Genomic DNA, 23817 nt, shown 5'->3' with positions numbered 1-23817 from the left:
CGCCACCGGTCTCAACGAGGGCGGTAACCCTCGCCAAAGCCCGCGGCTTCAGGCGCTCACAGGTCTTCCGACCCCAGCAGCATTTCCGAAATGCCCTTGCCCGCCTTGACCATGGGCCAGACGTTCTCGGTCGGATCGGTGCGGATGTCGAGGAACACCGTGCGATCGGTGAGGCGCATCGCCTCCTTCAGCGCCGGCTCCACATCCGACGGCTTCTCGACCAGGATGCCCACGTGGCCATAGGCCTCGGCCAGTTTCACGAAGTCGGGCAGCGCGTCCATGTAGCTGTGCGAGTAGCGGCCGCCGTAGTCCAGCTGCTGCCACTGGCGCACCATGCCCAGGTAGCGGTTGTTCAGCGAGACGATCTTGACCGGCGTCTTGTACTGGAAGCAGGTCGACAGCTCCTGGATGCACATCTGGATGCTGCCCTCGCCGGTGATGCAGAACACGTCCGCCTCCGGCTTGGCCAGCTTGATGCCCATCGCATAAGGCAGGCCAACCCCCATCGTGCCCAGGCCGCCGGAGTTGATCCAGCGGCGCGGCTCGTCGAACTTGTAGTACTGCGCGGCCCACATCTGGTGCTGGCCGACGTCGCTGGTGATGTAGGTGTCGCGGTCGCGGGTGAGCTTCCAGAGGGTGTCGACCACCATCTGCGGCTTGATGACCTCGTCCGAGTCCTTGAAGACCAGGCAGTCCTTGCGGCGCCATTCGTTGATCTGGTTCCACCACGCACTGACGGCGCCCGCATCGGGCTTGGCCTGCGCTTCCTTCAGTTGGGCGATCAGCTCCTGCAGCACGTCCTTCACGTCGCCGACGATGGGAATGTCGACGCGCACCCGCTTGGAAATCGACGAGGGATCGATGTCGACGTGGATGATCTTGCGTTCGACCGAACCGAAATGCTTGGGATTGCCGATGACGCGGTCATCGAAGCGCGCGCCCACCGCCAGCAGCACGTCGCAGTGCTGCATGGTCATGTTGGCTTCATACGTGCCGTGCATGCCCAGCATGCCCAGGAAACGCGGATCGGTGCCGGGCATGGCGCCCAAGCCCATCAGCGTGTTCGTGCACGGGAAACCGAGCAGGTCGACCAGTTGACGCAGCTCGGCGCTCGCCTCGCCCAGGATGACGCCGCCGCCCGTGTAGATATAGGGCCGCTTGGCCTGCAGCAGCAACTGCACGGCCTTGCGGATCTGGCCGCTGTGGCCCTTCTTTGCCGGGTTGTAGGAACGCATCTCGATGCGCTCCGGGTAGGAGAACGTCGTCCTGGCCAGCGACACATCCTTGGGGATGTCCACGACGACCGGGCCAGGGCGGCCGGTGCGGGCGATGTGGAAGGCCTTCTTCAGCGTCAGCGCCAGGTCGCGCACATCCTTCACCAGGAAGTTGTGCTTGACGATGGGGCGCGTGATGCCGACCGTGTCGCACTCCTGGAAGGCGTCCAGGCCGATCGCCGGCGTGGGGACTTGACCCGTGATGATGACCATCGGGATCGAGTCCATGTAGGCCGTCGCGATGCCGGTCACGGCATTGGTGACGCCCGGGCCCGAAGTGACCAGCGCGACACCGACTTCACCGCTCGCCCGGGCAAAGCCGTCAGCGGCGTGAACAGCGGCCTGCTCGTGGCGCACCAGCACGTGCTGAATGCTGTCCTGCTTGTAGAGCGCGTCGTAGATGTAGAGCACCGCGCCACCGGGGTAACCCCAGAGATGGCGCACCCCTTCGGCCTGCAGGCAGCGAACGAGGATCTCGGAGCCATTGAGCTCCGTGGGTGTTTGGGAGGGGGAGGAATGCGGCTGCGCCTGGGAGGCGCGCTTGATTTCCGCGGCAGACATGTCCATTTTTAGAACCTTTGTGAATTTCTCTAACGAAAAACCATTGGTGCTCCTCTTCGCACCCTCATGAGGTGGATTCGGAACCTGCGCGATCAACAGGTGGGGCCCGAGTCGGGCAGCCACCGAGAGACCAGATGACGCTATTGCGAAACCGCATTATGCCGGGCGAAAACGGCTGAGCCTTCGTATCAGGCGAATGCCATAATCCGCCGCTGCCTGGACCCTTCGCCCACGCCTTGGCCACCGACAAAGAACTCAACGACTTCCTGCGTACCGTGGACCGCCGCGCCTTCAAGCGCACGGCCTACGTCGTCCGCGACGACGATGCAGCTCTGGACATCGTGCAGGAAGCCATGATCAAGCTGGCCGAGAAGTATTTCGACCGTCCTGCAGCCGAACTGCCGTTGCTGTTCCAGCGCATCCTCTCGAACGCGACGATGGACCATTTCCGTCGCCAGAAGGTGCGCAGGGCGGTCATGACCAATATGTCCGATTTCGAGGGCGCATCTTCGGATGAAGACTTCGACGTCCTGGAAATCCTGGAATCCCAGGAAGGTGCCTTGGGCGCCTTGAGCGCCGCCGACGAGGTCAGCCGGGCGCAGATCTTGCAAAGTATCGAAGCCGAAGTAGAACAACTGCCGGCGCGTCAACGAGAAGCCTTCCTGTTGCGTTACTGGGAGGAACTGGATGTAGCCGAGACCGCCTCCGTGATGGGATGCTCACAGGGCAGTGTCAAAACGCACTGTTCTCGAGCAGTTCACTCATTGGCGAAGTCGCTCAAGGCCAAGGGGATCACGCTATGAAGTCGCAAAATTTTTCCGCCCCGTCTGCCGAACTGGACGCCCGACTGGACGCGAGCGTGACGCGCTTCGGCCTGCGCGTTGCTTCTGGCCTGACCGAGCGCAGCGCTGCACTGCCGCATGACGTGTCGGAGCGGCTGCGTTTCGCCCGCGAGCAGGCCCTCGCGCGCGCCGCCCAGGCCCGGGCCGCGAGCCTGGCAACCAGCCCGGCGAGCGCCACCGTGGCGCAGGGTGGCGCCACGTTGGCCCTGACTGGCGGCCCGCGCGGCGCCGACAACGGCCTGTGGGCCAAGCTGGCGTCCGCCCTGCCGCTGATCCTGCTGCTTGCCGGGCTGCTGCTGATGCAGCAAGGCCAGATCAACGAGCAGATCGCCGCCACCGCCGAGGTTGACACGGAACTGCTCAGCGACAATTTGCCGCCCGCAGCGTTCAGCGACCCCGGCTTCGCGGAGTTCCTCAGAGATGCGGAAGAATGACCGGATGTGCATGACCCGGGTCGCGTCGACGCCTTTCTGCCTGCTCCGCCCGCTGATAGCCCTGCTGCTTGGCGCAGCGGGGCTTTCTGCTTTTGCGCAGGCCACGAACGCTGCATCGGCACCGGAAACCGGTGCAAGCGCGACCATCAGTCCTGCTGCGCAGGGCAACAAGGCGCGGCCGCTGGCCAAGCCGGTGGCGCCTGCGGCCCTCAGTGTGCCGCCTGGCACATGGAGCGGCCTGACACCCAAGCAGCAGGCGCTGCTCGCGCCGCTGGAGCGTGACTGGGCCGACATCTCCGACTCGCAGCGCAGCAAATGGCTCAGCGCGACGCCCACGCTGGCGACGATGTCGGGCGAGGAAATCAAGCGCGTGCATGACCGTATTCGTGACTGGACGCGCCTGAGCGTCTCCGAACGCGTGAATGCCCGTATCGGCTTTCAGGTCGCCAGGCAGGTGACGGCCGAGCAACGGCAGGCACGCTGGGAGGCCTACCAGGCCTTGCCGCTCGCTGAGCGGCAGGCGCTGGCGGACAAGGGAATCGCCCGGCGCCAGGCGCAGGCCGCCGTGCCAGTGCGCGCGCCCAATGCGCTCTCGGCCCAGGCGAAGTCCAACATCGTCCCGGCCGCCCCCAAGCTGGTGGCGCCAACGCCGGTCACCGGCAGCCTCGTCCAGGCCAAGCCCGGCGCGACGACGGTGCTGATGACGCGCGGCCGGACACGTCCCAGCCACAATTCCGCAGGCGAGACCAAGGTCGTCGCCGACCCCTCGCTGGTCGACCCCAAGACCCTGCTGCCCAGATCATTGAAGGCGCAGCAGCCCGCGTCCGCCCCGCGCTCATGACGGCGCCGGCCGAGCTGAACGCCACGCCGCCCGGCCTGGCGAGACGATTCGCGGCCTTCATCTACGAAGGCGTGCTGCTGTTCGGCGTGCTGTTCTTCGCCTGCTTCGTCTACGTCGTTCTGACCCGGCAGCAGGATGCGCTGTTCGGGCTGCCCGGCTATGTTTTCGCCTTCGCGGTGCCGGCGCTGTACTTCGTGACCTTCTGGACCCGCTCCGGCCAGACGCTGGCCCTGAAAACCTGGCATCTGCGCGTCGTGGATGCGCACGGCGCGCCGCTGAGCGTCGGCCGGGCTTTTGCTCGCTACGTTCTCAGCTGGCTGTGGGTCTTGCCTGGCTTGAGCCTGTGGGCGTTCGGCGTGCGCGGCTGGACGCTCACGCTGGCCGTGGTGGCGTGGATGGTCAGTTATACGCTGCTGGCGCGCCTGCACCCGCAGCGACAATTGCTGCACGACGCCCTCTGCGGATCACGCGTCATTACCCAACTTCCCGTGCGTTCATGAGCGCCGCGCCGGGACGTCCCAAGCAAGCTCACTCCCGCTCGGCGGGACAGCGCGTAGCGCGAAGGGTGCTCCAATGACCAACCCGCACAAGGGCCGCACCGGCCTGGACCGCATCGTCCACGCCGCCGGCTATTCCTGGGCCGGCCTCAAGGCCGCCTACACCGGTGAGAGCGCCTTCCGCCAGGAGACCTGGCTTTGCATCGTCGCCGCCCCCTTGTCGTTCTGGCTGGCCAGGACCTGGGAGCAAGCCGCGCTGCTGCTGGGCTCACTGCTGCTGCTGCTCATCGTCGAGTTGCTGAACTCTGCCATCGAGGCCGTTGTCGACCGCGTGTCCTTCGAGCGGCATGACCTGTCCAAGCGCGCCAAGGACATCGCCAGCGCCGCCGTGCTGATGGCCCTGGTGCTGGCGGCGGGCATCTGGGGCGCGGCCATCTGGCAGCACCTGCGCTGAACGTGCCAAAGTCGGGCCGATGAAGGCCCGCGGTTTCACGCTGATCCCCAGCCATGTCGACGGCGTCGAGGTGGTCCTGGCCGACTCGGCACTGGCCTTCGGCCGGCACACGCACGACGAGTTCGGCATCGGTCTCATCGAGCGAGGTGCGCAGAAGTCGGCCAGCGGGCGCGGCGTCGTCGAGGCGGGCGCGGGTGACCTGATCACGGTCAACCCCGGCGAAGTGCACGACGGCAAGCCTTTCGACGCGACCGGGCGGCGCTGGCGCATGCTCTATGTCGACCCTGCCCGGTTGCTGGTTGCGGCAGCCGATGTCATCCCGGGCGCATCCTTCGAGTTCACGGCGCCGGTCATTCGCGACGCGATGCTGGTGGCCCGCTTTCGCGCGCTGTTCGACGCGGCGACGGAAAGCGATGCGCTGCAATCCGAGGCTGCACTGCTGGCGCTGACCGCGCGGCTGCTTCAGCCCTCGCCCGCCGAGCGCCCGGCCGTGACCGGCGGTGTCTCCGCCGCACGCGAATGCATTGACGACGACCCCGCCGCAGCGCAGACCCTGGCCGGCCTGGCCGCCACCGCAGGCCTGAGCCGCTACCAGTTCCTGCGCGCGTTCACCCGCTTGACCGGCCTGCCGCCCCACGCCTACCTGCTGCAGCGCCGCGTGCAGCAGGCTCGGCGGCTCGTGCGCAGCGGCTTGCCGCTGGCCGAGGCGGCAGTGGCCAGCGGATTTGCGGACCAAAGCCACATGACGCGCTGCTTCGCGCGCAGCTTCGGCTGACGCCAGGCGCATTTATCCGTCGCTGAAATTTCGTTCAAGACGCGCCGCGCAGGTCGCCGCAGCATGGGCACCTCAACAAGGAGCGCCCGCATGAACCTCGAATTCCTGACCGTCTCGCTGCTCGTCGTCGCCTCGCCTGGCACCGGTGCGGCGGTGACCATCGCCACCGGCCTGTCGCGCGGCGCACGCACGGCAGCCGTTGCAGCGCTGGGCTGCACGCTGGGCATCGTGCCGCACATGCTGGCGGCCGTGACGGGCCTAGCGGCGCTGCTGCACGCCAGCAGCCTCGCCTTCGAGGCGGTGAAGTTCGCCGGCGTGGCTTACCTGCTCTACCTTGCCTGGATGACCTGGCGCGAGCGAGGCGTGCTGACCATCGACGCCGACGGTGCCGAGCGAACAGACTGGCAGGTCATACGGCATGCCGTGCTCGTGAACCTGCTCAATCCCAAGCTGTCGATGTTCTTCCTGGCCTTCCTGCCGCAGTTCATCGCAGGCGACGAAGCGGCCCCGACGGTCGCGATGCTGCAGTTGTCGGCTGTCTTCATGGCCATGACCTTTGCGGTCTTTGCGCTCTACGGCGCCTTCGCCTCACGCATGCGCGAGCGGGTGCTGGGCAGCCCGATGGCCATGGCCTGGCTGCGGCGCAGCTTTGCGGCCACCTTCGTGGCGTTGGGTGCAAAGCTGGCGTTCACGCAACGCTGAAGGCCTTCAGATATTTTGGGCCGAGCGCCGGGCCGCTCCCAAGCCGGCCCGTCTGGCGATGTGCGAGCGGCTTAATGCCGCGAGCATCGCCGTCCCCTTGGGGACCGACCAGATGCGCGGCGTTCAGCCCGCGCAGCTGGGCGAGGGGCACCTTAAACAGCGGCTTCGTCCGTCTCGCCGGTGCGGATGCGCACGACCTGCTCGACCGGCAGCACGAAGATCTTGCCGTCGCCGATCTTGCCGGTCTTGGCGGCCTTCAGGATAGCGTCGATGCAGCGGTCCACCTCGTCGTCCTTCACGACGACCTCGACCTTGACCTTGGGCAGAAAGTCGACGACGTACTCGGCACCACGGTACAGCTCGGTGTGGCCCTTCTGCCGGCCGAAGCCCTTGACCTCGGTGACCGTCAGGCCCGAGGCGCCCACCTCGGCCAGCGCCTCGCGGACCTCGTCCAGCTTGAACGGCTTGATGATGGCGGTGATCTGCTTCATGACGGACTCCTATTCAGATTGACTTGAGTTTACGCACGGAACTTGGACGTGATGGGATAGCGCCAATCCCTACCGAAGCCCCTGTGGGTGATGCGTATGCCTACCGGCGCCTGGCGGCGCTTGTACTCGTTGATCTTGATGAGCCGCGTGACACGTTCGACATCCTCGGGCTTGAAGCCGGCGGCCACGATCTCGGCGATGGACTGGTCCTGCTCCATATAGAGGGCCAGGATGGCGTCCAGCACCGGATACGGCGGCAGGCTGTCCTCGTCCTTCTGGTCGGGGCGCAGCTCGGCCGAGGGCGGGCGCGTGATGATGCGGTCCGGGATGATCTCGGCGCCCTGCGCGTTGCGCCAGCGGGCCAGGCGGAACACCAGCGTCTTGGCCACGTCCTTGATGACGGCGAAGCCGCCCGCCATGTCGCCGTAGAGCGTGCAATAGCCGGTCGCCATCTCGCTCTTGTTGCCGGTCGTCAGCACGATGCTGCCGAACTTGTTGGACAGGGCCATCAGCAGCGTGCCACGGATGCGCGCCTGGATGTTCTCCTCGGTCGCGTCCAGCGGCAGGCCCTTGAACTCATCGGCCAGCGTGGCGAGGAAGGCGTCGAACTCCGGCACGATGCTCTTCTCGTCGTAGCGAACGCCCAGGCGCTCGGCCATGTCGCGCGCGTCTATCCAGGAGATGTCGGCCGTGTAGGGCGACGGCATCATCACTGTGCGGACCTTGTCGGCGCCGAGCGCGTCCACGGCGATAGCCAGCACCAGCGCGGAGTCGATGCCGCCCGAGAGGCCGATGAGGGCGCCGGGGAAGCCGTTCTTGCCGAGGTAGTCGCGCACACCTGTCACCAGCGCCTGCCAGACCTGGGCCTCGAACTCAGGCTCTGGGGTGGTGGTGCCGCTGAGCCGCTTCGTGGCCAGGTCGACCTCGACGATGGCCAGCGCCTCCTCGAACAGCGGCGCGCGGGCGGCCAGCGTGCCGTCGGCCTGCACGGCGAAAGACGCGCCATCGAAGACGACCTCGTCCTGGCCGCCGACGAGGTGGGCATAGAACAGCGGCAGGCCGGAGGCGCGGGCTCGCTCGGCCATGCGCTCCTCGCGCTCTGCGACCTTGCCGACGTGGAAGGGCGAGGCGTTGATGACGCACAGCGCTTCGGCGCCCGCTCCTTTAGCAGCGGCGGCGGGCTCGTCGAACCATGCGTCCTCGCAGATCAGCAGGCCGACCTTGAGGCCATTCACGTCGAAGACGACGGGGCCAAGACCGGCATCGCGGCCGGAGCGGAAGTAGCGGCGCTCGTCGAACACCTGGTAATTGGGCAGTTCGCGCTTGGCGTAGGTCTGCGTGATGCGACCGCCGGTGAGCACCGAGGCGGCGTTCAGGCAGGGCGGCAGCGACCAGCTGCGCTCGCGCACCACGCCGTCCTCGCGCGCCATCGGGTGGCCCACCACGACATGGAGGCCGGGAAGGTCCGCCAGCTCGGTGGCAATGCGCTGCAACTGCACGCCGCAGGCGGCCAGGAAGGCCGGGCGCAGCAGCAGGTCCTCGGGGGGGTAGCCGCACAGCGCCAACTCCGGCGTGACGACCAGATCAACCCCGGCCGCGTGCGCCTGGCGCGCTTGGGCAATGATGCGGTCCGCGTTGCCCGCAAGATCACCCACTGTGACATTGAGCTGGGCGAGGGCGACTTTGACGGACGGCAAGGGCATGGGACTCATTTCAAACGGGGCGACGGCAGAAAAAAATTATGTCATCCGGGTCGATGCCGACCCGGCGGCGTTGTCTCTGGATGCGTGGGATGCGCTGCTCGCGCAACAGGCGCGGCCGACGCCTTTCATGCGCATGGCCTATCTGCGTGCCATGCACGAGTCTGGCAGCGCGACCGAGGAGACCGGCTGGCAGCCGCAGTTCGTGTCGATCTGGCTGGACAACCGACTGGTGGCGGCCTGCCCGGCCTGGTTGAAGACCCACAGCTACGGCGAATACGTCTTCGACTGGGCCTGGGCCGACGCCTACCGGCGCCACGGCCTTGCCTACTACCCCAAGCTGCTGGTCGCCGTGCCGTTCACGCCGGTGGCGGGCAGCCGGCTGCTGGCGGTGAACGACGAAGCGCGTGCCTTGCTGGCGCAGGCGTTGCGCGCGGTGGCTCAGGAGACCCAGGTCTCGTCGCTGCATGTGCTGTTCGGCGATGAGGCCGATCAGGCGGCGCTGGCTGAAACCGGCTGCACCGCGCGCGCCGGCGTGCAGTTCCACTGGACGGCCGAGGGTGACGCCGACTTCACCGCTTTCCTCGCCCGCCTGCAGCGCGACAAGCGCAAGAAGATCCAGCAGGAGCAGCGCCGCGTCCGCGACGCCGGCGTCGTCTTCGAGGCCAGCCACGGCCGCGACATCGCCTCCGAGGATTGGGACTTCTTCTACCGCTGCTACCAGCAAACCTACCGCGAACACCACAGCACGCCCTATCTCAGCCGCGACTTCTTTGCCCGCATGGCAAGCGAGATGCCCGAGCACTGGCTGATGTTCACCGCGCTGCGAAATGGAGAGCGCGTCGCCACGTCGCTGATCGCGCTCGACCCCGAGCGCCGCGCCGCCTTTGGCCGCTACTGGGGCGCGACCGAGCACATCCCCAACCTGCACTTCGATGCCTGCTACTACCAGCCGCTCGCCTGGTGCATCGCCAACGGCTACCGGCGCTTCGAGGGCGGTGCCCAGGGCGAGCACAAGATGGCGCGCGGGCTGATGCCAACGCCGACGGCGTCGAGCCATTGGCTGGCGCACCCGGCGTTCGCGGATGCGGTCGGTGACTTCCTGGCCCGCGAGGGTCAGGCGATTGCAGGCTACGTCAATGAACTGGGCGAACACACGCCCTTCAAAGGAAAAGACGCCGCAGATGCGGCGTCTTTCTGAGCAGCGGCTTGGCGCTTACTTCGCGAGCGACTTGGCGTAGTTGTCCATGCCTTCGATGATCTCGGACTTGGCCTTCTCCGGGCCTTCCCAGCCCTTGACCTTGACCCACTTGTTCGGCTCCAGGTCCTTGTAGTGCTCGAAGAAATGCTGGATGGCCTTCAGGCGCATCTGGTTCACGTCGTCCACGCTCAGCCAGTGGCTGTACATCGGCAGGATCTTGTCGGTCGGCACGGCCAGCAGCTTGGCATCACCACCCGCTTCGTCGTCCATCATCAGAACGCCCAGCGGGCGGCAGGTCACGACGACGCCAGGGGTCAGTGCAAACGGCGTGATGACCAGCACGTCGACCGGGTCGCCGTCGTCGGCGAGCGTCCTGGGGATGTACCCGTAGTTGCACGGGTAGTACATAGGCGTCGTCAGGAAGCGATCGACGAACAGCGCGCCACTCTCCTTGTCCACCTCGTACTTGATCGGATCGGCATTCATCGGGATCTCGATGATCACGTTGAACTCGTCGGGCACCTTGGCGCCGGGGGTCACGTTGTGCAGGCTCATGGTCGTCGTTCTTGGGGGCTGGAAAACCCGCATTCTAGATTTCCCCAACATCGCTGGTAAACGCGCAACTGCGGTGTCAAGCACGGCCCGTAAGCTCAATCCGCTGTACCCAGGCGTAACCCGCCCGGGGTCATGAATCACACGCTGAACAGGAGACTCATACATGTCGACGGAAATGGCGCTGTACTTCGCGCTGGCTTGCGGCCTCGCGGCCGTTCTTTATGGCTTCATTCAACGCAGCTGGATCCTGAGCCAAGACGCGGGCAATGCCCGCATGCAGGAGATCGCCACGGCGATCCAGCAGGGCGCCGCCGCCTACCTCGGCCGGCAGTACCGCACCATCGGCATCGTCGGCGTGGTGCTCGCCATCGCGATTGCGGTGGTGCCCGGCCTGGGCCTGACGACGGCCGTCGGCTTCGTCATCGGCGCGGTGCTGTCAGGCATCTGCGGCTTCATCGGCATGAACATCTCGGTGCGCGCCAACGTGCGTACCGCACAGGCCGCCTCCAAGGGCATCGGCCCGGCTCTGGACGTGGCCTTCAAGGGCGGCGCCATCACCGGCATGCTGGTCGTGGGCCTGGGCCTGCTGGGTGTCGGCGGCTTCTACCTCGCCATCGGTGGCGGGCATGACAGCACGGCGCTCAAGCCCATGCTGGGCCTGGCCTTCGGCTCGTCGCTGATCTCCATCTTTGCGCGCCTGGGCGGCGGCATCTTCACCAAGGGCGCCGACGTCGGCGCCGACCTGGTGGGCAAGGTCGAGGCCGGCATCCCGGAGGACGACCCGCGCAATCCGGCCGTGATTGCCGACAACGTGGGCGACAACGTCGGCGACTGCGCCGGCATGGCGGCCGACCTGTTCGAGACCTACGCGGTGACGCTGATCGCCGCCATGGCGCTCGGCGCGTTGATGATCACCGGCACAAGCGCACTGGCCGGCGTCGTCTACCCGCTGGCGCTGGGCGGCGTGTCCATCCTCGCGTCCATCGTCGGCTGCTACTTCGTCAAGGCCAGCCCCGGCATGAAGAACGTGATGCCGGCGCTGTACAAGGGCCTGATCGTGGCCGGCGTGCTGAGCCTGATCGCCTTCTTCTTCGTCACCCGGGCAATGTTCCCTGACCCCATCGAGCTGACGGCGGGCGGCACGACGAGCGCGATGGCGCTGTTCGGCGCCTGTGTCGTCGGCCTCGTGCTGACGGCGGCCATGGTCTGGATCACCGAGTACTACACCGGCACGCAGTACCACCCGGTGCAGCACGTCGCCCAGGCCTCCACCACCGGCCACGGCACCAACGTCATCGCCGGCCTGGGCGTATCGATGAAGTCCACCGCCTGGCCGGTGCTCTTCGTCTGCGCGGCCATCTACTCAGCCTTCGCGCTGGCCGGCCTGTACGGCATTGCGGTCGCGGCCACGTCCATGCTCAGCATGGCCGGCATCGTCGTCGCGCTGGACGCCTACGGCCCCATCACCGACAACGCCGGCGGCATCGCCGAGATGGCCGAGCTGCCGGCGTCAGTGCGTGACGTGACGGACCCGCTGGACGCCGTGGGCAACACCACCAAGGCCGTCACCAAGGGCTATGCCATCGGCTCTGCCGGCCTGGCCGCGCTGGTGCTGTTTGCCGACTACACCCACGCGCTGGAAGCCCGCGGGCTGCACGAGGTGTTCTCGCTGTCAGACCACAAGGTCATCCTGGGTCTCTTCCTTGGCGGTCTCATCCCCTTCCTGTTCGCCGCGATGGCAATGGAAGCCGTGGGCCGTGCCGCCGGGGCCGTCGTCGTCGAGGTGCGCAAGCAGTTCGCCGACGGCGCCATCATGGCCGGCAAGCGCAAGCCCGACTACAGCGCCGCGGTCGACATGCTGACCACGGCGGCCATCAAGGAAATGATCGTGCCGTCGCTGTTGCCCGTGGCCGCGCCGATCATCGTCGGCCTGGTGCTCGGCCCGGCGGCGCTGGGTGGTCTGCTGATGGGCACCATCGTCACCGGCCTGTTCGTCGGCATCTCGATGTGCACCGGCGGCGGCGCCTGGGACAACGCCAAGAAGCTGATCGAGGAAGGTTTCACCGACAGCAATGGCGTGCTGCACAAGAAGGGCTCGGAGGCGCACAAGGCCGCCGTCACCGGCGACACCGTGGGCGACCCCTACAAGGACACCGCAGGCCCGGCCGTGAACCCGCTGATCAAGATCATCAACATCGTCGCCCTGCTGATCGTGCCGCTGCTGCCCGTGCCCGTGGGCAGCCACGCGCCCACGCCTACCCAGGCGGTGGTGACTGCCCCGGCTGCACCGGCAGCCAGCATGGCCGAACTGCCGGCTGAACTGCCCGCTTCTGCTGCCTCGCAATAAAGCGGCGTAAACCTGCTCAAACGGCCTGCTTGCAGGCCGTTTCCACGTCTGGCACGCGGCAAAATCCTGCCCATGGCGAGCACAGCGATCACAAGACACGAACTGACGCGGCGACGCGAGCAGTTGCTGGACTTGCAGCGCTACCTCGCCGTGCTGGAGGCCGACCACGACGGCGCCCGCGCCAAGCTGCTGGGCTTCCGGTTGCGCTATCTGGATGCGTTAGGCCCGCTGATGCGCGAGCTCGACGAGCTGGAGGCGCAGCTGCAGCAGGCCACCTCGCTGCTGTCCGAGGCGCTGAAGCGCCAGGGCGTCGAAGCCCCCCTGCCCGCCTCGCCGCGCGCCAAGGCCTGGCCTGAGGTGGCCGCCCTGCCCGCCGCCACGCCTCTGCCGCCCGAACCCACCGGCCCGCTGACCGACCTGCCGCCGCCGACGCTGAAGACGCTGTACCGCCGTGCGGCCAGGCGCTTTCACCCCGACATGGCGCCGCAAGGCCCGGAGCGCGAGGTCTGCGAGCAACGCATGATGGCCGTCAACGACGCCTACGAGCGCGCCGACCGCTACAAGCTGGAGACGCTGCTGCTGGCGGCCGGTGAGCTGCCCGAGAAGGTCATCGGCGGCCCGGCCGATGCGGTGCGCGCCTGGCTGGGCCTGTGCGAACACATGGTGCAGGGCCGCATCCGTATCGTGCAGGCGCAGACGCTGGTGCTGCAGGGTTTGCAGATGCATCAGCTGCGCGTCGCCATCGAGCGCGCGGAGGCCGGCGGCATGAAGCCGCTGGACATCATGGCCGCGCGGCTGCGCGCCCAGATCGCGGAGCGCCGCCAGGAGCTCTACATCGGCGAGCGCGTCGGCGGCGATGCGCGCCTGGCCGCCGACTTTCTGCGCAAGCGCTATCAGCGGCTGACGGGGCTGGGCCTGGGTTGACGGCTGCGGCTCAGGCGTCGGCCGCCGCGATCAGCATGCGCGTGTAGTCGTGCTGCGCCTCACCCTGGCAGAGGGCGTCCCGGCTCAGCGTCTCGACGATGCGGCCCTGCTGCATGACGGCCAGACGGTCGCACAGATGGGCCACGACGCCCAGGTCGTGGCTGACCAGCAGATAGGTCAGCCCATGCCGGGCGCGCAGGTCGGCGAGCAGGTTCAGCACTTCGGCTTGCACCGACACATCCAGCGCCGAGGTCGGCTCGTCCAGCAGCAGCAGCGGCGGCCTCAGGATCAGGGCGCGGGCAATGGCGACGCGCTGGCGCTGGCCGCCGGAGATCTGGTGGGGGTAGCGAAAGCGGAAGGCCAGCGGCAGGCCCACCTGCTGCAGGACCTCGTCGATGCGTTCGTCGATGCGGTCCAGGCCCTGCACCTGCAGCGGCTCGGCCAGGGCCGTGCGCACGGTGTGGCGGGGGTGAAGGGAGCCGTAGGGGTCCTGGAACACCATCTGCGCACGGCGCGCATGGGCCGGGCTGCGCTCGCCGCGGTAGGCCTCCCCCGCCAGCGCCACGTCGCCGCGCCAGTGGCGGTACTGCCCGGCCAGGCAACGCAGCACGCTGGTCTTGCCCGAGCCCGACTCGCCGACCAGGCCGAACGCCTCGCCGCGCGCCACCTCGAAGCTGACGCCATGCAGCACCGCGCGCGCTTCGTTGCCCTCGCCGAAGGACAGGTGCAGGCCCTGCACCGACAACATCGCCGTCATGCCACGCTCCAGGCCGCGTCACGTTGCAGCACCGGCAGCACGGCGCGACGCTGCTGCAGGCTTGGCAGGGCCGCCATCAGGCCCTGCGTGTAGGGATGAGCCGCGTGGGCCAGGTCGGCCGCCGCCAGCGTCTCGACAACGCGGCCGGCATACATGACCAGCACGCGGTCGCAGAAACGCCGCACCAGGTTGAGGTCGTGGCTGATGAAGAGCAGCGCCAGGCCCTGCTCTGCCACCAGTTCGTCGAGCAGGCCCAGCACTTCCTGGCGCACCGACACGTCCAGCGCCGAGGTCGGCTCGTCGGCGATCAGCAGCTGCGGGCGCTGAGCCAGCATCATCGCGATCATGATGCGTTGGCCCATGCCGCCCGAGACCTCGTGCGGGTACTGCGCGGCCACGCGCCTGGGCTCGCGGATGCGCACCCGCGCCAGCAGCGCCTCGACCTGCTCGTCGCACTCGGCGCGCGAGAGTTTGCTGCCGCGCTGCACCGCCTCGCCGATCTGCCGGCCGATGCTCATGACCGGGTTCAGCGAGTATTTCGGGTCCTGCATGATCATGGACAGGCGGCGGCCGCGCAGGGCGGCCATGTCGCGCTCGCCGGCCTGCAACAGGTCGATGCCGTCGAACTGCAGGCGCTCGGCGCTGATGCGGGCCTGGCGCGGCAGCAGCTTGAGCAGCGCGCGGCCGACGGTGGTCTTGCCGGAGCCGGACTCGCCGACGACGGCCAGCTTCTCGCGGCCGAGGTTGAAGGAGACACCGCGCACCACGGGCACAGGCGCTGCCGGGCTGCCGTAGGCCACCTGCAGGCCCTCGACTTGGAGCAAGGGAGACGTGGTCATGAACTTTGGCGCGGGTCGAGCGCGTCGTTGAGGCCATCGCCCAGCAGGTTGAAGGCCATGCTGACGGCCAGGATGGCGGCGCCCGGCGCGGCCACGGTCCACCAGCTGTCCAGCATGTAGCGGCGGCCCTCGGAGATCATCGATCCCCACTCGGGCAGCGGCGGTTGGGCGCCCAGGCCCAGGAAGCCCAGGCCGGCGGCAGTCAGCACGACCGAGGCCATGTTCATCGTCAGCCGCACCAGCACCGAGGGCAGGCACAGCGGCGCCAGGTGCCGGCACAGCACGCGCAGATGCGAGGCACCCTGCAGCTGCGCGGCAACGATGAAGTCGGCGTTGCGCAGCGTCATGGCCTCGGCGCGGGCCAGGCGGGCGATGGGCGGCCAGGCGGTCAGCGCGATGGCCAGCACCGCGTGGTCCAGGCCCGGGCCCAGCGCTGCGACGAAGGCCAGCGCCAGCACCAGACTGGGGAAGGACAGGAAGACATCGGCCACGCGCATGCACACCATGTCGACGCGCCCGCCGAAGTAGCCGGACACGACGCCTATGCCCATGCCCAGCGGGCCGACGACGACGGTCACCAGCACGACGATGAACAGCGTGATGCGCGTGCCGTGGACGAGGCGGCTGAAGACGTCGCGGCCGAACTCGTCGGTGCCAAACCAATGCGCCGGGCTGGGCGGCAGCAGCGCCGCGGCGAGGTCCTGGCGCAGCGGGTCGTGGCTGGCGACCCAGGGCGCGAACAAGGCCACGGCCACCAGCAGCGCGATGACGGCCACGCCGACGGCGGTCAGCGGGTTGGCCAGCAGCTTGCGCGCGGTGGCGGTGGTCTCGAGTCGCCAGGCCTGCCAGGCCCCAAGGGGAGCGACGGAAGCGGATGCGGTCATGAACGGGCTCTCGGGTCAAACACGCGGTAGAGCGCGTCGGCGGTCAGGTTCAGCGCGACGAAGAGCAGGCCGATGACGAGCACCGAGCCCATCACCGCGTTCATGTCGCCCAGCAGCAGGCTGCCGGTCAGGTAGCTGCCAAAGCCGGGCCAGCCAAACACGGTCTCGACGAGCACGGCGCCCTCCAGCAGGCCGCCGTAGGCCAGGGCCAGGATGGTCAGCAGCTGCACGCGGATGTTCAGGAAGGCGTGGCCCCAGACCACCTGGCGCTGGCTCAGCCCCTTGACCCGCGCCGTGGTGATGTATTCCTGGCTGAGCTGGGCCAGCATGAAGCTGCGCGTCATGCGGCTGAGGTAGGCCATGGAGTGCAGGCCCAGCACGCAGGCGGGCAGCAGCAGATGGCGCAGCGCGCTGCGAAAGGCGGCCCAGTCGCCAGCCAGCAGCGTGTCGACGAGCATCAGGCCGGTCACGCGCGGGATCTCGCCTTCAAACGACAGGGCGATGCGGCCGATGCCGCCGGCCCAGCCCAGCCAGGCATAGAACACCAGCAGGCCCATCATGCCGAACCAGAACACCGGCGTGGAGTGGCCCGCCAGGCCCAGCACGCGGGCGACATGGTCGGGCCAGCGCTTGTGGTGAGTGGCCGCCCAGACGCCCAGCGGCACGCCCAGCAGCGCGCCGAGCAGGATGGCCAGCGTCGCCAGCTCCAGCGTGGCCGGCAGCACACGGGCCAGGTCTTGCGTGACCGGCAGGCCGGTCAGCAGGGATCGGCCCAGGTCGCCCTGCGCCAGGTCGGCCAGGTAGCGGCCGAACTGCGTCCACAGCGGCCGGTCCAGGCCGAGCTGGCGGTAGACCTGCTCGTAGGTGGCGCGGTCGGCGTCGGGGCCGACGATGGCCAGCACCGGGTCCAGCGGCATCACGCGACCGATCATGAAGGTCAGCAGCAAGAGCCCGAGCAGGGCCAGCGCAGCGCTCGTGCCTCCTCGTATCAATCTTGACGTCATGCACCACCCTCCTTGTAGACCTCGCGCAGCCGCGTGGCGCCGCTGGGATGGCCGTGATAGCCGTGCACCGCGCGGCGCAGGACCTGGGTGTCGAGCATCTGGGCGATGGGCTGGATGGCCCCGACCTGCGCATCGAAACGCAGCTGGGCCTGGCGGTAGAGCGCCGCCTGCGCGGTGGCGTCCGGCGTCAGCAGGGCCTGCTCGATGAGGCGGTTCAGCTCGGCGTCGGCATAGCCCGTGCGCCAGCCCTGGAAGTTGCTGAGCCGGGCGCTGTCGCGGTTGTCGGGGTTGTAGACCAGCGCGCGCAGGCTGGAGTGCGGGTGGGCCTCGCCGCCGCCGCCGCCGCGGCCGACGACGATCTCGAAGCTGCGCTCGCGCATCGAGCCATAGACCTGGTTGCCGGTGCCCGGCAGGATGCTGGCGCGGATGCCGGCCTGGGCCAGCGTGGCCTGCAGGCTGGTGGCGATGCCGGTGAAAGGCGCCTCGGCGATGACGCGGATGGTCGTGTCGAAGCCGTCGGCCAGGCCGGCCTGGGCCAGCAGGCGGCGGGCCGCGGCGGGGTCAAAGCCATAGCCGGGCTGGGGCAGCGACGCCGGCAGGCCGGGCGGCACGGGGCGCATCTGCAGCTCGCCGTAGAAGGGCAGCACGCCGCCGGCGACGCCCTGGAAGTCGATCAGATGACGCAGCACGGCGCGGCGCACGCGCTCGTCGGCAAAGCGCGGATGGCGGGCGTTGACGGCGACGTAATACAGGGTGGCGCGGCGCACTTCCTCGACGACGAGGTCGGGCCGTTTGGCCAGCGCGCGCACGTCGGGTGCCGACATGCCGCCGGCGATATCCAGGTCGCCGCGCATCAGCATCAGCCGCAGCGTCTGCGACTCGGTCATGTGGCGGAAGACGACGCGGCGCAGCTTGGCGGCGGCCTGCCAGTAATTGGCCGAGCGGCGCATCGTCAGCAGCTCCTTGGGTCGCCACTCCTCCAGCTCGAAGGCGCCCGAGCCGGCGGCATGCGTGGTCAGCCAGGCATGGCCGAGGTCGCCGCGCTGCTCATGGGCCAGCACGGCCTCGCGGTCGATCACATAGCCGCTCATGGACGTGGCCAGTGTCATCAGCACCAGCGTCGGGTCGGTGGGCTGGGGCAGGTCCAGCACCAGGGTCTGGGCGTCTTCGGCGCGGATGCTGGCGGCGGCGTTGGCGGCCGTGTAGCCGTAGCTCTTCCAGGCCGAGGCCAGGGCGAGGTTGAGCGTCAGCACGCGCTGCAGCGACCAGGCCGCGTGCGCTGCCGTCAGCGGCCGGCCGCTGGCAAAGCGCAGGCCGGCGCGCAGCTTCAGCGTGATGCGCCGGCCGCCCTCGCCCACCAGCCAGCTCTCGGCGAGGCTGGGGCGCAGCCGGGTGGGGTCGGCCGCGTCCACTTCGAGCAGGCTGTCGTAGAGGTTGCAGGCCACGGTGGCCGCGTCCAGGCCGGTGGCGGCGGCGGGGTCCAGCGAGAGCAGGTTGTTCATGCTCATGCCGATCAGCAGCTGGTCGTCGGGCGAGCCGGCTTGCGCTGCGCCCCAGGCTCCGGCAAGCAGCGCAGGGAGATGGCGGCGCCGCAGCGGCCACGAAGATGCAGGGAACATGGCGGCGCTCAGTAAGTGGCCACGGTGTGCTTGGCGATGTAGTCGAAGTTGATGTCTTCGCCCAGGCCGGGCCCCTGCGGCAGAGCCACGAAACCGTCCGCATCCATCGGGTCGACGATGGCATTCATGTAGGCCGGCACTTCGTCGTAGTCGAGGAAGGGGTGCAGCAGGCCGCGCTCGTACCAGCGACAGTTGCGGATAGCCCCGCAAACCGCCAGGTTGGGTGCGCCATTGCCATGCACCTCGCAGTTCATGCCGAAGGACTCGGCGAGGTGGGCCACCTTCATCGTCGGGCCGATGCCGCCGCAGCCGGTGACGCCGGCACGCAGGATGTCGCTGGCGCCGGACTTGACCCAGTCGGCCCGCGCGTAGTGCTTGCCCGACAGGCTTTCGGGGCCAAGGATGGGCACGTCCAGCTGACCGGCCAGCCAGGCATAGGACGCCGTGCTCTGCTCGTTCATCATTTCCTCGAACCATGAGAAGTTCAGCTCCTCCAGCGCGCGGCCGATGCGCAGCGCGTCGGTGCGGCTGTACTCGTGATAGCCGTCCAGCATCAGCTCGATGTCGGGGCCGACGGCCTGGCGCACGGCGGTGCAGGCCTTGATGTCCATCGCGACGCTGGGCGCGAAGGAGACCGGCGGCATCCAGGTGTGCAGCTTGATGGCCTTGTAGCCACGCGCCACCAGCTTCAGCGCGAAGTCGGCGTATTCCTCGGGCGTGGACAGGCCACCGGCCAGTTCGTCGCCGCACATGGTGCTGCCGTAGGCCGGCACCTTGCTGCGGTAGCCGCCCAGCAGTTGATGGACCGGCACGCCCAGCGTGCGGCCGATCAGGTCGTAGAGCGCGCTGTCCACCGCGCCCAGCGCGCGGTCGGTCAGCTGGCCGGCGCTGCCGCGCTGCCAGTGCTCCAGCTCGCACCACAGCTTCTCGCGCTGCAGCGCCTCGCCGCCCACCAGCACGCGGCGCACGAACTGGTTCAGCACATGCGGCCGCACGACCTGCGGCGGCGCAAAGCAGTGGCCTTCGACGCCATCGGTGCTGCGGATACTCAGCAGCGCCAGATGGGCCGTGCCCAGAGGCCCAGGGTGGGAATGGCCAGCCGCGTCGACCGAGCGGCGCGTCGGGTGGGTGAACTCGACGGCGTTCACGCTTTCAATCTTGATCATCGCTTTATCTCATCAGTCGTCTGATGACTTGGAGTGTACGTCGCAGGAGATGGATTGCAGCTATTACTGGGGTAAACCACGAGAAATTCAATGAAACAGCTTGCGCAGAGATCAGATGACTTGCCTATACTGACATCAGTCGTCCGATGACTTGACGATAACTCAACGACCCATCCATCGTGAGCAGCAGCCTCCCTTCAGCACCGTCCAACCGCACGCCCAGCCTGTCGCAGCGTGTCGTCGACGGCATCTCCGAGCGCATCGCCAGCGGCGCACTCAAGCCCGGCGAGCGCGTGCCCACCGAGCCGGTGCTGATGCAGGAGTTCGGCGTCAGCCGCAGCGTCGTGCGCGAAGCGGTCTCGCGGCTGCAGGCCAGTGGCATGCTGCGCACCCAGCAGGGTGTGGGCAGCTTCGTGCTGGCGCCCAAGGTCGACCTGCCCTCGTTCCAGCAGGTGCCCGCTGCGGAGTTGAAGCTGCAGCAGAAGCTGGCCATGCTGGAGCTGCGCCTGAGCCTGGAGCCCGAGTCCGCCGCGCTTGCCGCCCAGCGGCGCACGCCGGACCAGCTCGCTGCCATGGAGCGCGCGCTGGACGATTTCGACACCCAGCACAGCACCGGCGAGGCCACCGCCGAGGCGGATTTCCGCTTTCACGAGTTGATGGCCCAAGCCACCGGCAACGAGTATTTCTCGCATGTGCTGCGCGCGCTCAGCAGCGCCACCATCCCGCGCCAGGCGGCGGCGCGCCGTAACAACAGCAGCAACAGCAGCGGCGCCAAGCCCGCCCGGTTCGGCGAGCCGTCGCCCGAATTGCGCCCGGGCAAGGAGATCACGGCCCAGGAGCACTGGGCCGTGCTGGACGCCATCCGGCGCGGCGATGCCGCCGGCGCGCGTGCCGCCATGTTCATGCACCTGAACAACAGCCGCGAACGCATGAAGAACGCCAGCCGCTGAAGCTTGGCCGCGCCACCGGGCCCAGCAGAGGCCCGGGCCGCCCCTGCCCGAACGATACCGAACCGATACCGACACCACCACCGGAGACAAGCATGCAACACCCCCGTCGCCCGTCGGGCGCCCGACCGACTGCCATCACCCTGGCTCTGCTGGCCCTCGCCGGCAGCCACTCGCTCGCCGTGGCGCAGGAGAACCAGGTCATCGAGCGCGTCGAGATCACCGGTTCCATCATCCGGCGCTCGATCAATGACGAGGCCGCGCTGCCGGTGACGTCGATCAAGGCCACCGAGCTGAGCGCCCGCGTCAACACCGAGCTCAAGGACATGATGCTCGAGCTGCCGCAGGCGAACTCGCTGGGCACCAATGCCGGCACGGCCGGGCCGATGACCAGCCTGCGCGGCTTCGGGCCCATGCGCACGCTGACGCTGCTGAACGGCCGCCGCCTGGCCAAGGAGCCGCTGACCAACCAGTACGTCAGCGTCAACGTCATGCCGCGCATGGCGCTGAGCCATGTCGACATCCTGCGCGACGGCGCCTCGTCCAGCTACGGCTCCGACGCGATGGGCGGCGTGCAGGCCTTCTATACGCTGCCCGCCTACAAGGGTGTGGGCATCAAGGTGGAGGCCATGCAGCCCGAGCGTTCCGGCGGCGGCGCAACGCGCTCGCTGGGCCTGATCGCCGGTGTCGGCGACCTGGGCCAGGACCGCTGGAACGTCTACGCCGCCTTCGACATCCAGAGGCGCGAGGAACTGCCCCGCTCGGCCCGCCCCGAGCTGACCGACGGCTCGGCGCTCACCGCCCTGGGCATCAGCACCGCGCCGGGCCTGGGCGCCAACGCCACGCCGGGCAACTTCACCGACCCCACCAACCCGACCACGGCGCTGCGCACCGTGCGCCACAACCCGATGTACGCCAGCGGCTGCCTGCCGCCGTACTCCGTGCCCAGCACTTCGGGCGGCCGACAGACCTGCTTCCTGGATGCGAACACGCAGTACACGACGTTCAACAACAAGAACGGCATCCTGAACTTCTACGCCCAGGGCAAGCTGCTGCTGCCGGGCGACCACCAGATCACGGCCGAGTTCAACCACAGCCAGTTCGAGGTCGACCAGTACAACAACCCGGCCGCGCCCACCGTGCGGTTGACCAGCACCCACCCCTACTACCCGGGCAACGGCAAGGTGCCTGCGGTGCCAGGGCTGAACCTGGCCGGCCGGCCCATCGACGTGCTGTGGTCGGTGGCCGACGCCGGCGCGCGCATCCGCAATGACGTGCACAGCAACGACCGCCTGGTGCTGACCGCCGAAGGCGCTCTGGGCAGCTGGGACTACCGCACCGGCCTCAACTACGGCCGCTCAAAACGCGACACCAAGGCCGGCTCGGGCTGGCTGAAGGTGACCGGCATCGCGACGGTGCAGGGCACCACGTCACGCACGCTGTTCCTCGACCCCAAACTCAACCCCTTCGGCCTGCAGGACGCCGCCGGCCAGGCACTGCTGGACGGCGCCTCGCTGGACGGCCAGACGCTGCGCCTGCACAAGGCCGAGAACGCCAGCCTGGACGCCACCTTCTCGCGCAGCGTCATGAAGCTGTCCGGCGGCGACATGATGCTGGCCGTCGGCGGCGAACTGCGCCGCGACAGCTGGCAGCCCATCGGCCAGGCCGCCAACGACCTGTCGACGGCGTTGAATGGCCAGATCGACCTGCTGGGCGGCGACAACCTCGCCAGCGGCGCCACCTCCGCCACCAGCACCAAGATCGGCCGCACCATCACCTCGCTGTACGCGGAGCTCGATGCCCCGTTGCGCCGCGACGTGACGCTGAACGCTTCGGTGCGCGGCGACAAGTACGGCGACCTCCGCGAAACCACCGTCAACCCCAAGCTCAGCGCCCGCTGGACGCCGATGAGCAACCTCGTGCTGCGCGCGTCGGCCAACACCGGCTACCGTGCCCCTGCCCTGCCCGAGATCTACACCAAGGAGACCGAGCGCACGCTGATCCCCGTCTTCAACGACCCGCTGAACTGCCCCACGGTGAACGGCGTCGCCACGGCCAAGGCCGGTTTCGCGCCCGAGCTGGTCTGCGGCCTGACCGGCTACAACCAGATCACCAAGGTGCCCAACAACGCCGGTGTGAAACCCGAGACCTCGCGCAGCCTGACCTTCGGCGCGGGCTTCGAGCCGATGAAGAACCTGACCCTGACGCTGGACTACTGGCGCACGCAGATCGACAGCGTCATCGGCAACCGCGCCATCGACTACCTGCTGGCCAACCCCGCCGCCTATCCACAGCTCTTCCTGCGCAACAGCGACGGCACGCTGGGCGTGCTGTCCGCCTCGGGCTCACGCGACGCCGTCATCAACACGCCGTCCAACGTCGGCTCACTGCGCGGCGCCGGCATCGACGCCAGCCTGAAGTACATCGCCCCCAAGCAGAGCTGGGGCACGCTGTCGGGCGGCATCGACATCGCCTACCTGACCCGCTGGGACGCACGCTCCGAAGGCGTCAACAACGGCGACTGGGTCTCCGCGCTGGGCTACTACAACGACGTGGTGCCGGTGAACCCCAACGCCGGCCTCTCCAACGCGACGCGCGGCCTGAACAACCGCTGGCGCCACACGGCGCAGGTGGCGTGGCAGACCCCGGAGTGGATGGTGCAGCTGTCGCAGCGCTACCAAAGCAAGATCGCGGACCAGAACCTGCCTGCCGCCACCGGCGCCGGCACGACCGGGCCGCGCGACGTCGAGTCCTATGCGCAGTACAACCTGATGGTGAAGTACAGCGGCTTCAAGAACATCAAGCTGTCGCTGGGCGTCAGCAACCTGCTCGACAAGCAGCCGCCGCTGACCAACCACACCGCCTACCGCGGCTACCTGACCAGCGTCGCCGACGTGCTGGGCCGGGCCTATGTGCTGACGGCGGACTACCGGTTCTGACACGACACGCCGCCGTTTTGGAATCGCCGCCAGGCGCTCACATCGGCCTCTGCGGGCAACGATG

General features: G+C 68.3%; 22 protein-coding genes. 12 read left to right on the top strand and 10 right to left on the bottom strand.

The window, feature by feature from the left end; translation table 11 throughout:
- Window positions 1-56: 56 nt before the first annotated feature.
- Window positions 57-1841: an acetolactate synthase 3 catalytic subunit gene (locus tag AC0IZJ_RS12055; protein WP_471849936.1), complete on the bottom strand. Its 1785-nt coding sequence runs from the start codon at window positions 1839-1841 to the stop codon at window positions 57-59.
- Window positions 1842-2071: 230 nt separating this feature from the next.
- On the opposite strand from AC0IZJ_RS12055, the gene AC0IZJ_RS12050 reads away from it, so the two are divergent.
- From AC0IZJ_RS12050 to AC0IZJ_RS12020, 7 genes are all read left to right on the top strand, one after another.
- Window positions 2072-2638, top strand: a complete 567-nt coding sequence (locus tag AC0IZJ_RS12050; protein ID WP_471849934.1) for an RNA polymerase sigma factor — start codon at window positions 2072-2074, stop codon at window positions 2636-2638.
- Complete coding sequence (locus AC0IZJ_RS12045; RefSeq protein WP_471849932.1) at window positions 2635-3111, top strand: DUF3619 family protein; 477 nt, start codon at window positions 2635-2637, stop codon at window positions 3109-3111. The genes AC0IZJ_RS12050 and AC0IZJ_RS12045 overlap by 4 nt, the downstream gene beginning before the upstream one ends.
- Before the next feature lie 10 nt (window positions 3112-3121).
- Window positions 3122-3952 (top strand): DUF3106 domain-containing protein, encoded by an 831-nt coding sequence (locus tag AC0IZJ_RS12040; RefSeq protein WP_471849930.1) that lies wholly within the window; start codon window positions 3122-3124, stop codon window positions 3950-3952.
- Entirely contained in the window at window positions 3949-4452 is a 504-nt protein-coding gene (locus tag AC0IZJ_RS12035; RefSeq protein WP_471849928.1) for an RDD family protein, read from the top strand. Before AC0IZJ_RS12040 ends, AC0IZJ_RS12035 begins: the two co-directional genes overlap by 4 nt.
- A gap of 73 nt (window positions 4453-4525) precedes the next feature.
- Window positions 4526-4903, top strand: a complete 378-nt coding sequence (locus tag AC0IZJ_RS12030; protein ID WP_471849926.1) for a diacylglycerol kinase — start codon at window positions 4526-4528, stop codon at window positions 4901-4903.
- Window positions 4904-4922: 19 nt separating this feature from the next.
- A complete protein-coding gene (locus AC0IZJ_RS12025; RefSeq protein ID WP_471849924.1) occupies window positions 4923-5678 on the top strand; it encodes an AraC family transcriptional regulator in 756 nt (251 codons plus the stop codon).
- Window positions 5679-5768: 90 nt separating this feature from the next.
- Window positions 5769-6380 carry a LysE family translocator gene (locus AC0IZJ_RS12020; RefSeq protein ID WP_471849922.1) on the top strand — a complete coding sequence of 204 codons (612 nt, stop codon included), beginning with the start codon at window positions 5769-5771 and terminating at the stop codon, window positions 6378-6380.
- Window positions 6381-6532: 152 nt separating this feature from the next.
- On the opposite strand, the gene AC0IZJ_RS12015 is transcribed toward AC0IZJ_RS12020, so the two are convergent.
- Together AC0IZJ_RS12015 and AC0IZJ_RS12010 are read right to left on the bottom strand one after the other, a co-directional pair.
- On the bottom strand, window positions 6533-6871 hold the full coding sequence (locus AC0IZJ_RS12015) for a P-II family nitrogen regulator (RefSeq protein ID WP_056198291.1): 339 nt from the start codon (window positions 6869-6871) through the stop codon (window positions 6533-6535).
- 29 nt (window positions 6872-6900) lie between these two features.
- The gene (locus tag AC0IZJ_RS12010; RefSeq protein ID WP_471849920.1) at window positions 6901-8574 is read right to left on the bottom strand and encodes an NAD+ synthase; all 1674 of its coding nucleotides are present in this window, start codon (window positions 8572-8574) and stop codon (window positions 6901-6903) included.
- On the opposite strand from AC0IZJ_RS12010, the gene AC0IZJ_RS12005 reads away from it, so the two are divergent.
- Window positions 8573-9772, top strand: coding sequence for a GNAT family N-acetyltransferase (locus AC0IZJ_RS12005; protein ID WP_471849918.1), 1200 nt, complete (start codon window positions 8573-8575; stop codon window positions 9770-9772). The two genes, AC0IZJ_RS12010 and AC0IZJ_RS12005, sit on opposite strands and share 2 nt — an antisense overlap.
- A 15-nt stretch (window positions 9773-9787) precedes the next feature.
- Here the strand turns inward: AC0IZJ_RS12005 and ppa are convergent, their stop codons facing one another.
- The gene (gene ppa, locus AC0IZJ_RS12000; RefSeq protein WP_471849916.1) at window positions 9788-10327 is read right to left on the bottom strand and encodes an inorganic diphosphatase; all 540 of its coding nucleotides are present in this window, start codon (window positions 10325-10327) and stop codon (window positions 9788-9790) included.
- A gap of 163 nt (window positions 10328-10490) precedes the next feature.
- Here ppa and AC0IZJ_RS11995 point away from each other — a divergent pair, with 163 nt between their 5' ends.
- Window positions 10491-12674: a sodium-translocating pyrophosphatase gene (locus tag AC0IZJ_RS11995; RefSeq protein WP_471849914.1), complete on the top strand. Its 2184-nt coding sequence runs from the start codon at window positions 10491-10493 to the stop codon at window positions 12672-12674.
- Between the two features lie 72 nt (window positions 12675-12746).
- Window positions 12747-13598 (top strand): J domain-containing protein, encoded by an 852-nt coding sequence (locus AC0IZJ_RS11990; protein ID WP_471849912.1) that lies wholly within the window; start codon window positions 12747-12749, stop codon window positions 13596-13598.
- A gap of 10 nt (window positions 13599-13608) precedes the next feature.
- Here AC0IZJ_RS11990 and AC0IZJ_RS11985 read toward each other — a convergent pair whose 3' ends face one another.
- The 6 genes from AC0IZJ_RS11985 to AC0IZJ_RS11960 are packed head-to-tail and all read right to left on the bottom strand — an operon-like array spanning window position 13609 to window position 19867.
- Complete coding sequence (locus tag AC0IZJ_RS11985) at window positions 13609-14346, bottom strand: ABC transporter ATP-binding protein (RefSeq protein ID WP_471850025.1); 738 nt, start codon at window positions 14344-14346, stop codon at window positions 13609-13611.
- Window positions 14347-14351: 5 nt separating this feature from the next.
- The gene (locus tag AC0IZJ_RS11980) at window positions 14352-15194 is read right to left on the bottom strand and encodes an ABC transporter ATP-binding protein (protein WP_471849910.1); all 843 of its coding nucleotides are present in this window, start codon (window positions 15192-15194) and stop codon (window positions 14352-14354) included.
- Window positions 15191-16078 (bottom strand): ABC transporter permease, encoded by an 888-nt coding sequence (locus AC0IZJ_RS11975; protein WP_471849908.1) that lies wholly within the window; start codon window positions 16076-16078, stop codon window positions 15191-15193. Before AC0IZJ_RS11975 ends, AC0IZJ_RS11980 begins: the two co-directional genes overlap by 4 nt.
- The gene (locus AC0IZJ_RS11970) at window positions 16075-17082 is read right to left on the bottom strand and encodes an ABC transporter permease (protein ID WP_471849906.1); all 1008 of its coding nucleotides are present in this window, start codon (window positions 17080-17082) and stop codon (window positions 16075-16077) included. The genes AC0IZJ_RS11975 and AC0IZJ_RS11970 overlap by 4 nt, the downstream gene beginning before the upstream one ends.
- Window positions 17079-18701 (bottom strand): ABC transporter substrate-binding protein, encoded by a 1623-nt coding sequence (locus AC0IZJ_RS11965; protein ID WP_471849904.1) that lies wholly within the window; start codon window positions 18699-18701, stop codon window positions 17079-17081. The genes AC0IZJ_RS11970 and AC0IZJ_RS11965 overlap by 4 nt, the downstream gene beginning before the upstream one ends.
- Window positions 18702-18709: 8 nt before the next feature.
- Entirely contained in the window at window positions 18710-19867 is a 1158-nt protein-coding gene (locus tag AC0IZJ_RS11960) for a mandelate racemase family protein (RefSeq protein ID WP_471849902.1), read from the bottom strand.
- Between the two features lie 179 nt (window positions 19868-20046).
- Between AC0IZJ_RS11960 and AC0IZJ_RS11955 the strand changes: the two genes are divergently transcribed.
- Complete coding sequence (locus tag AC0IZJ_RS11955) at window positions 20047-20817, top strand: FadR/GntR family transcriptional regulator (protein WP_471849900.1); 771 nt, start codon at window positions 20047-20049, stop codon at window positions 20815-20817.
- A gap of 92 nt (window positions 20818-20909) precedes the next feature.
- On the top strand, window positions 20910-23753 hold the full coding sequence (locus AC0IZJ_RS11950; RefSeq protein ID WP_471849899.1) for a TonB-dependent receptor domain-containing protein: 2844 nt from the start codon (window positions 20910-20912) through the stop codon (window positions 23751-23753).
- The last annotated feature ends 64 nt before the right edge of the window (window positions 23754-23817 follow it).

This window comes from Roseateles sp. AC306, from assembly GCF_979253795.1.
This window is presented reverse-complemented; position numbering and strand designations above follow the sequence as displayed.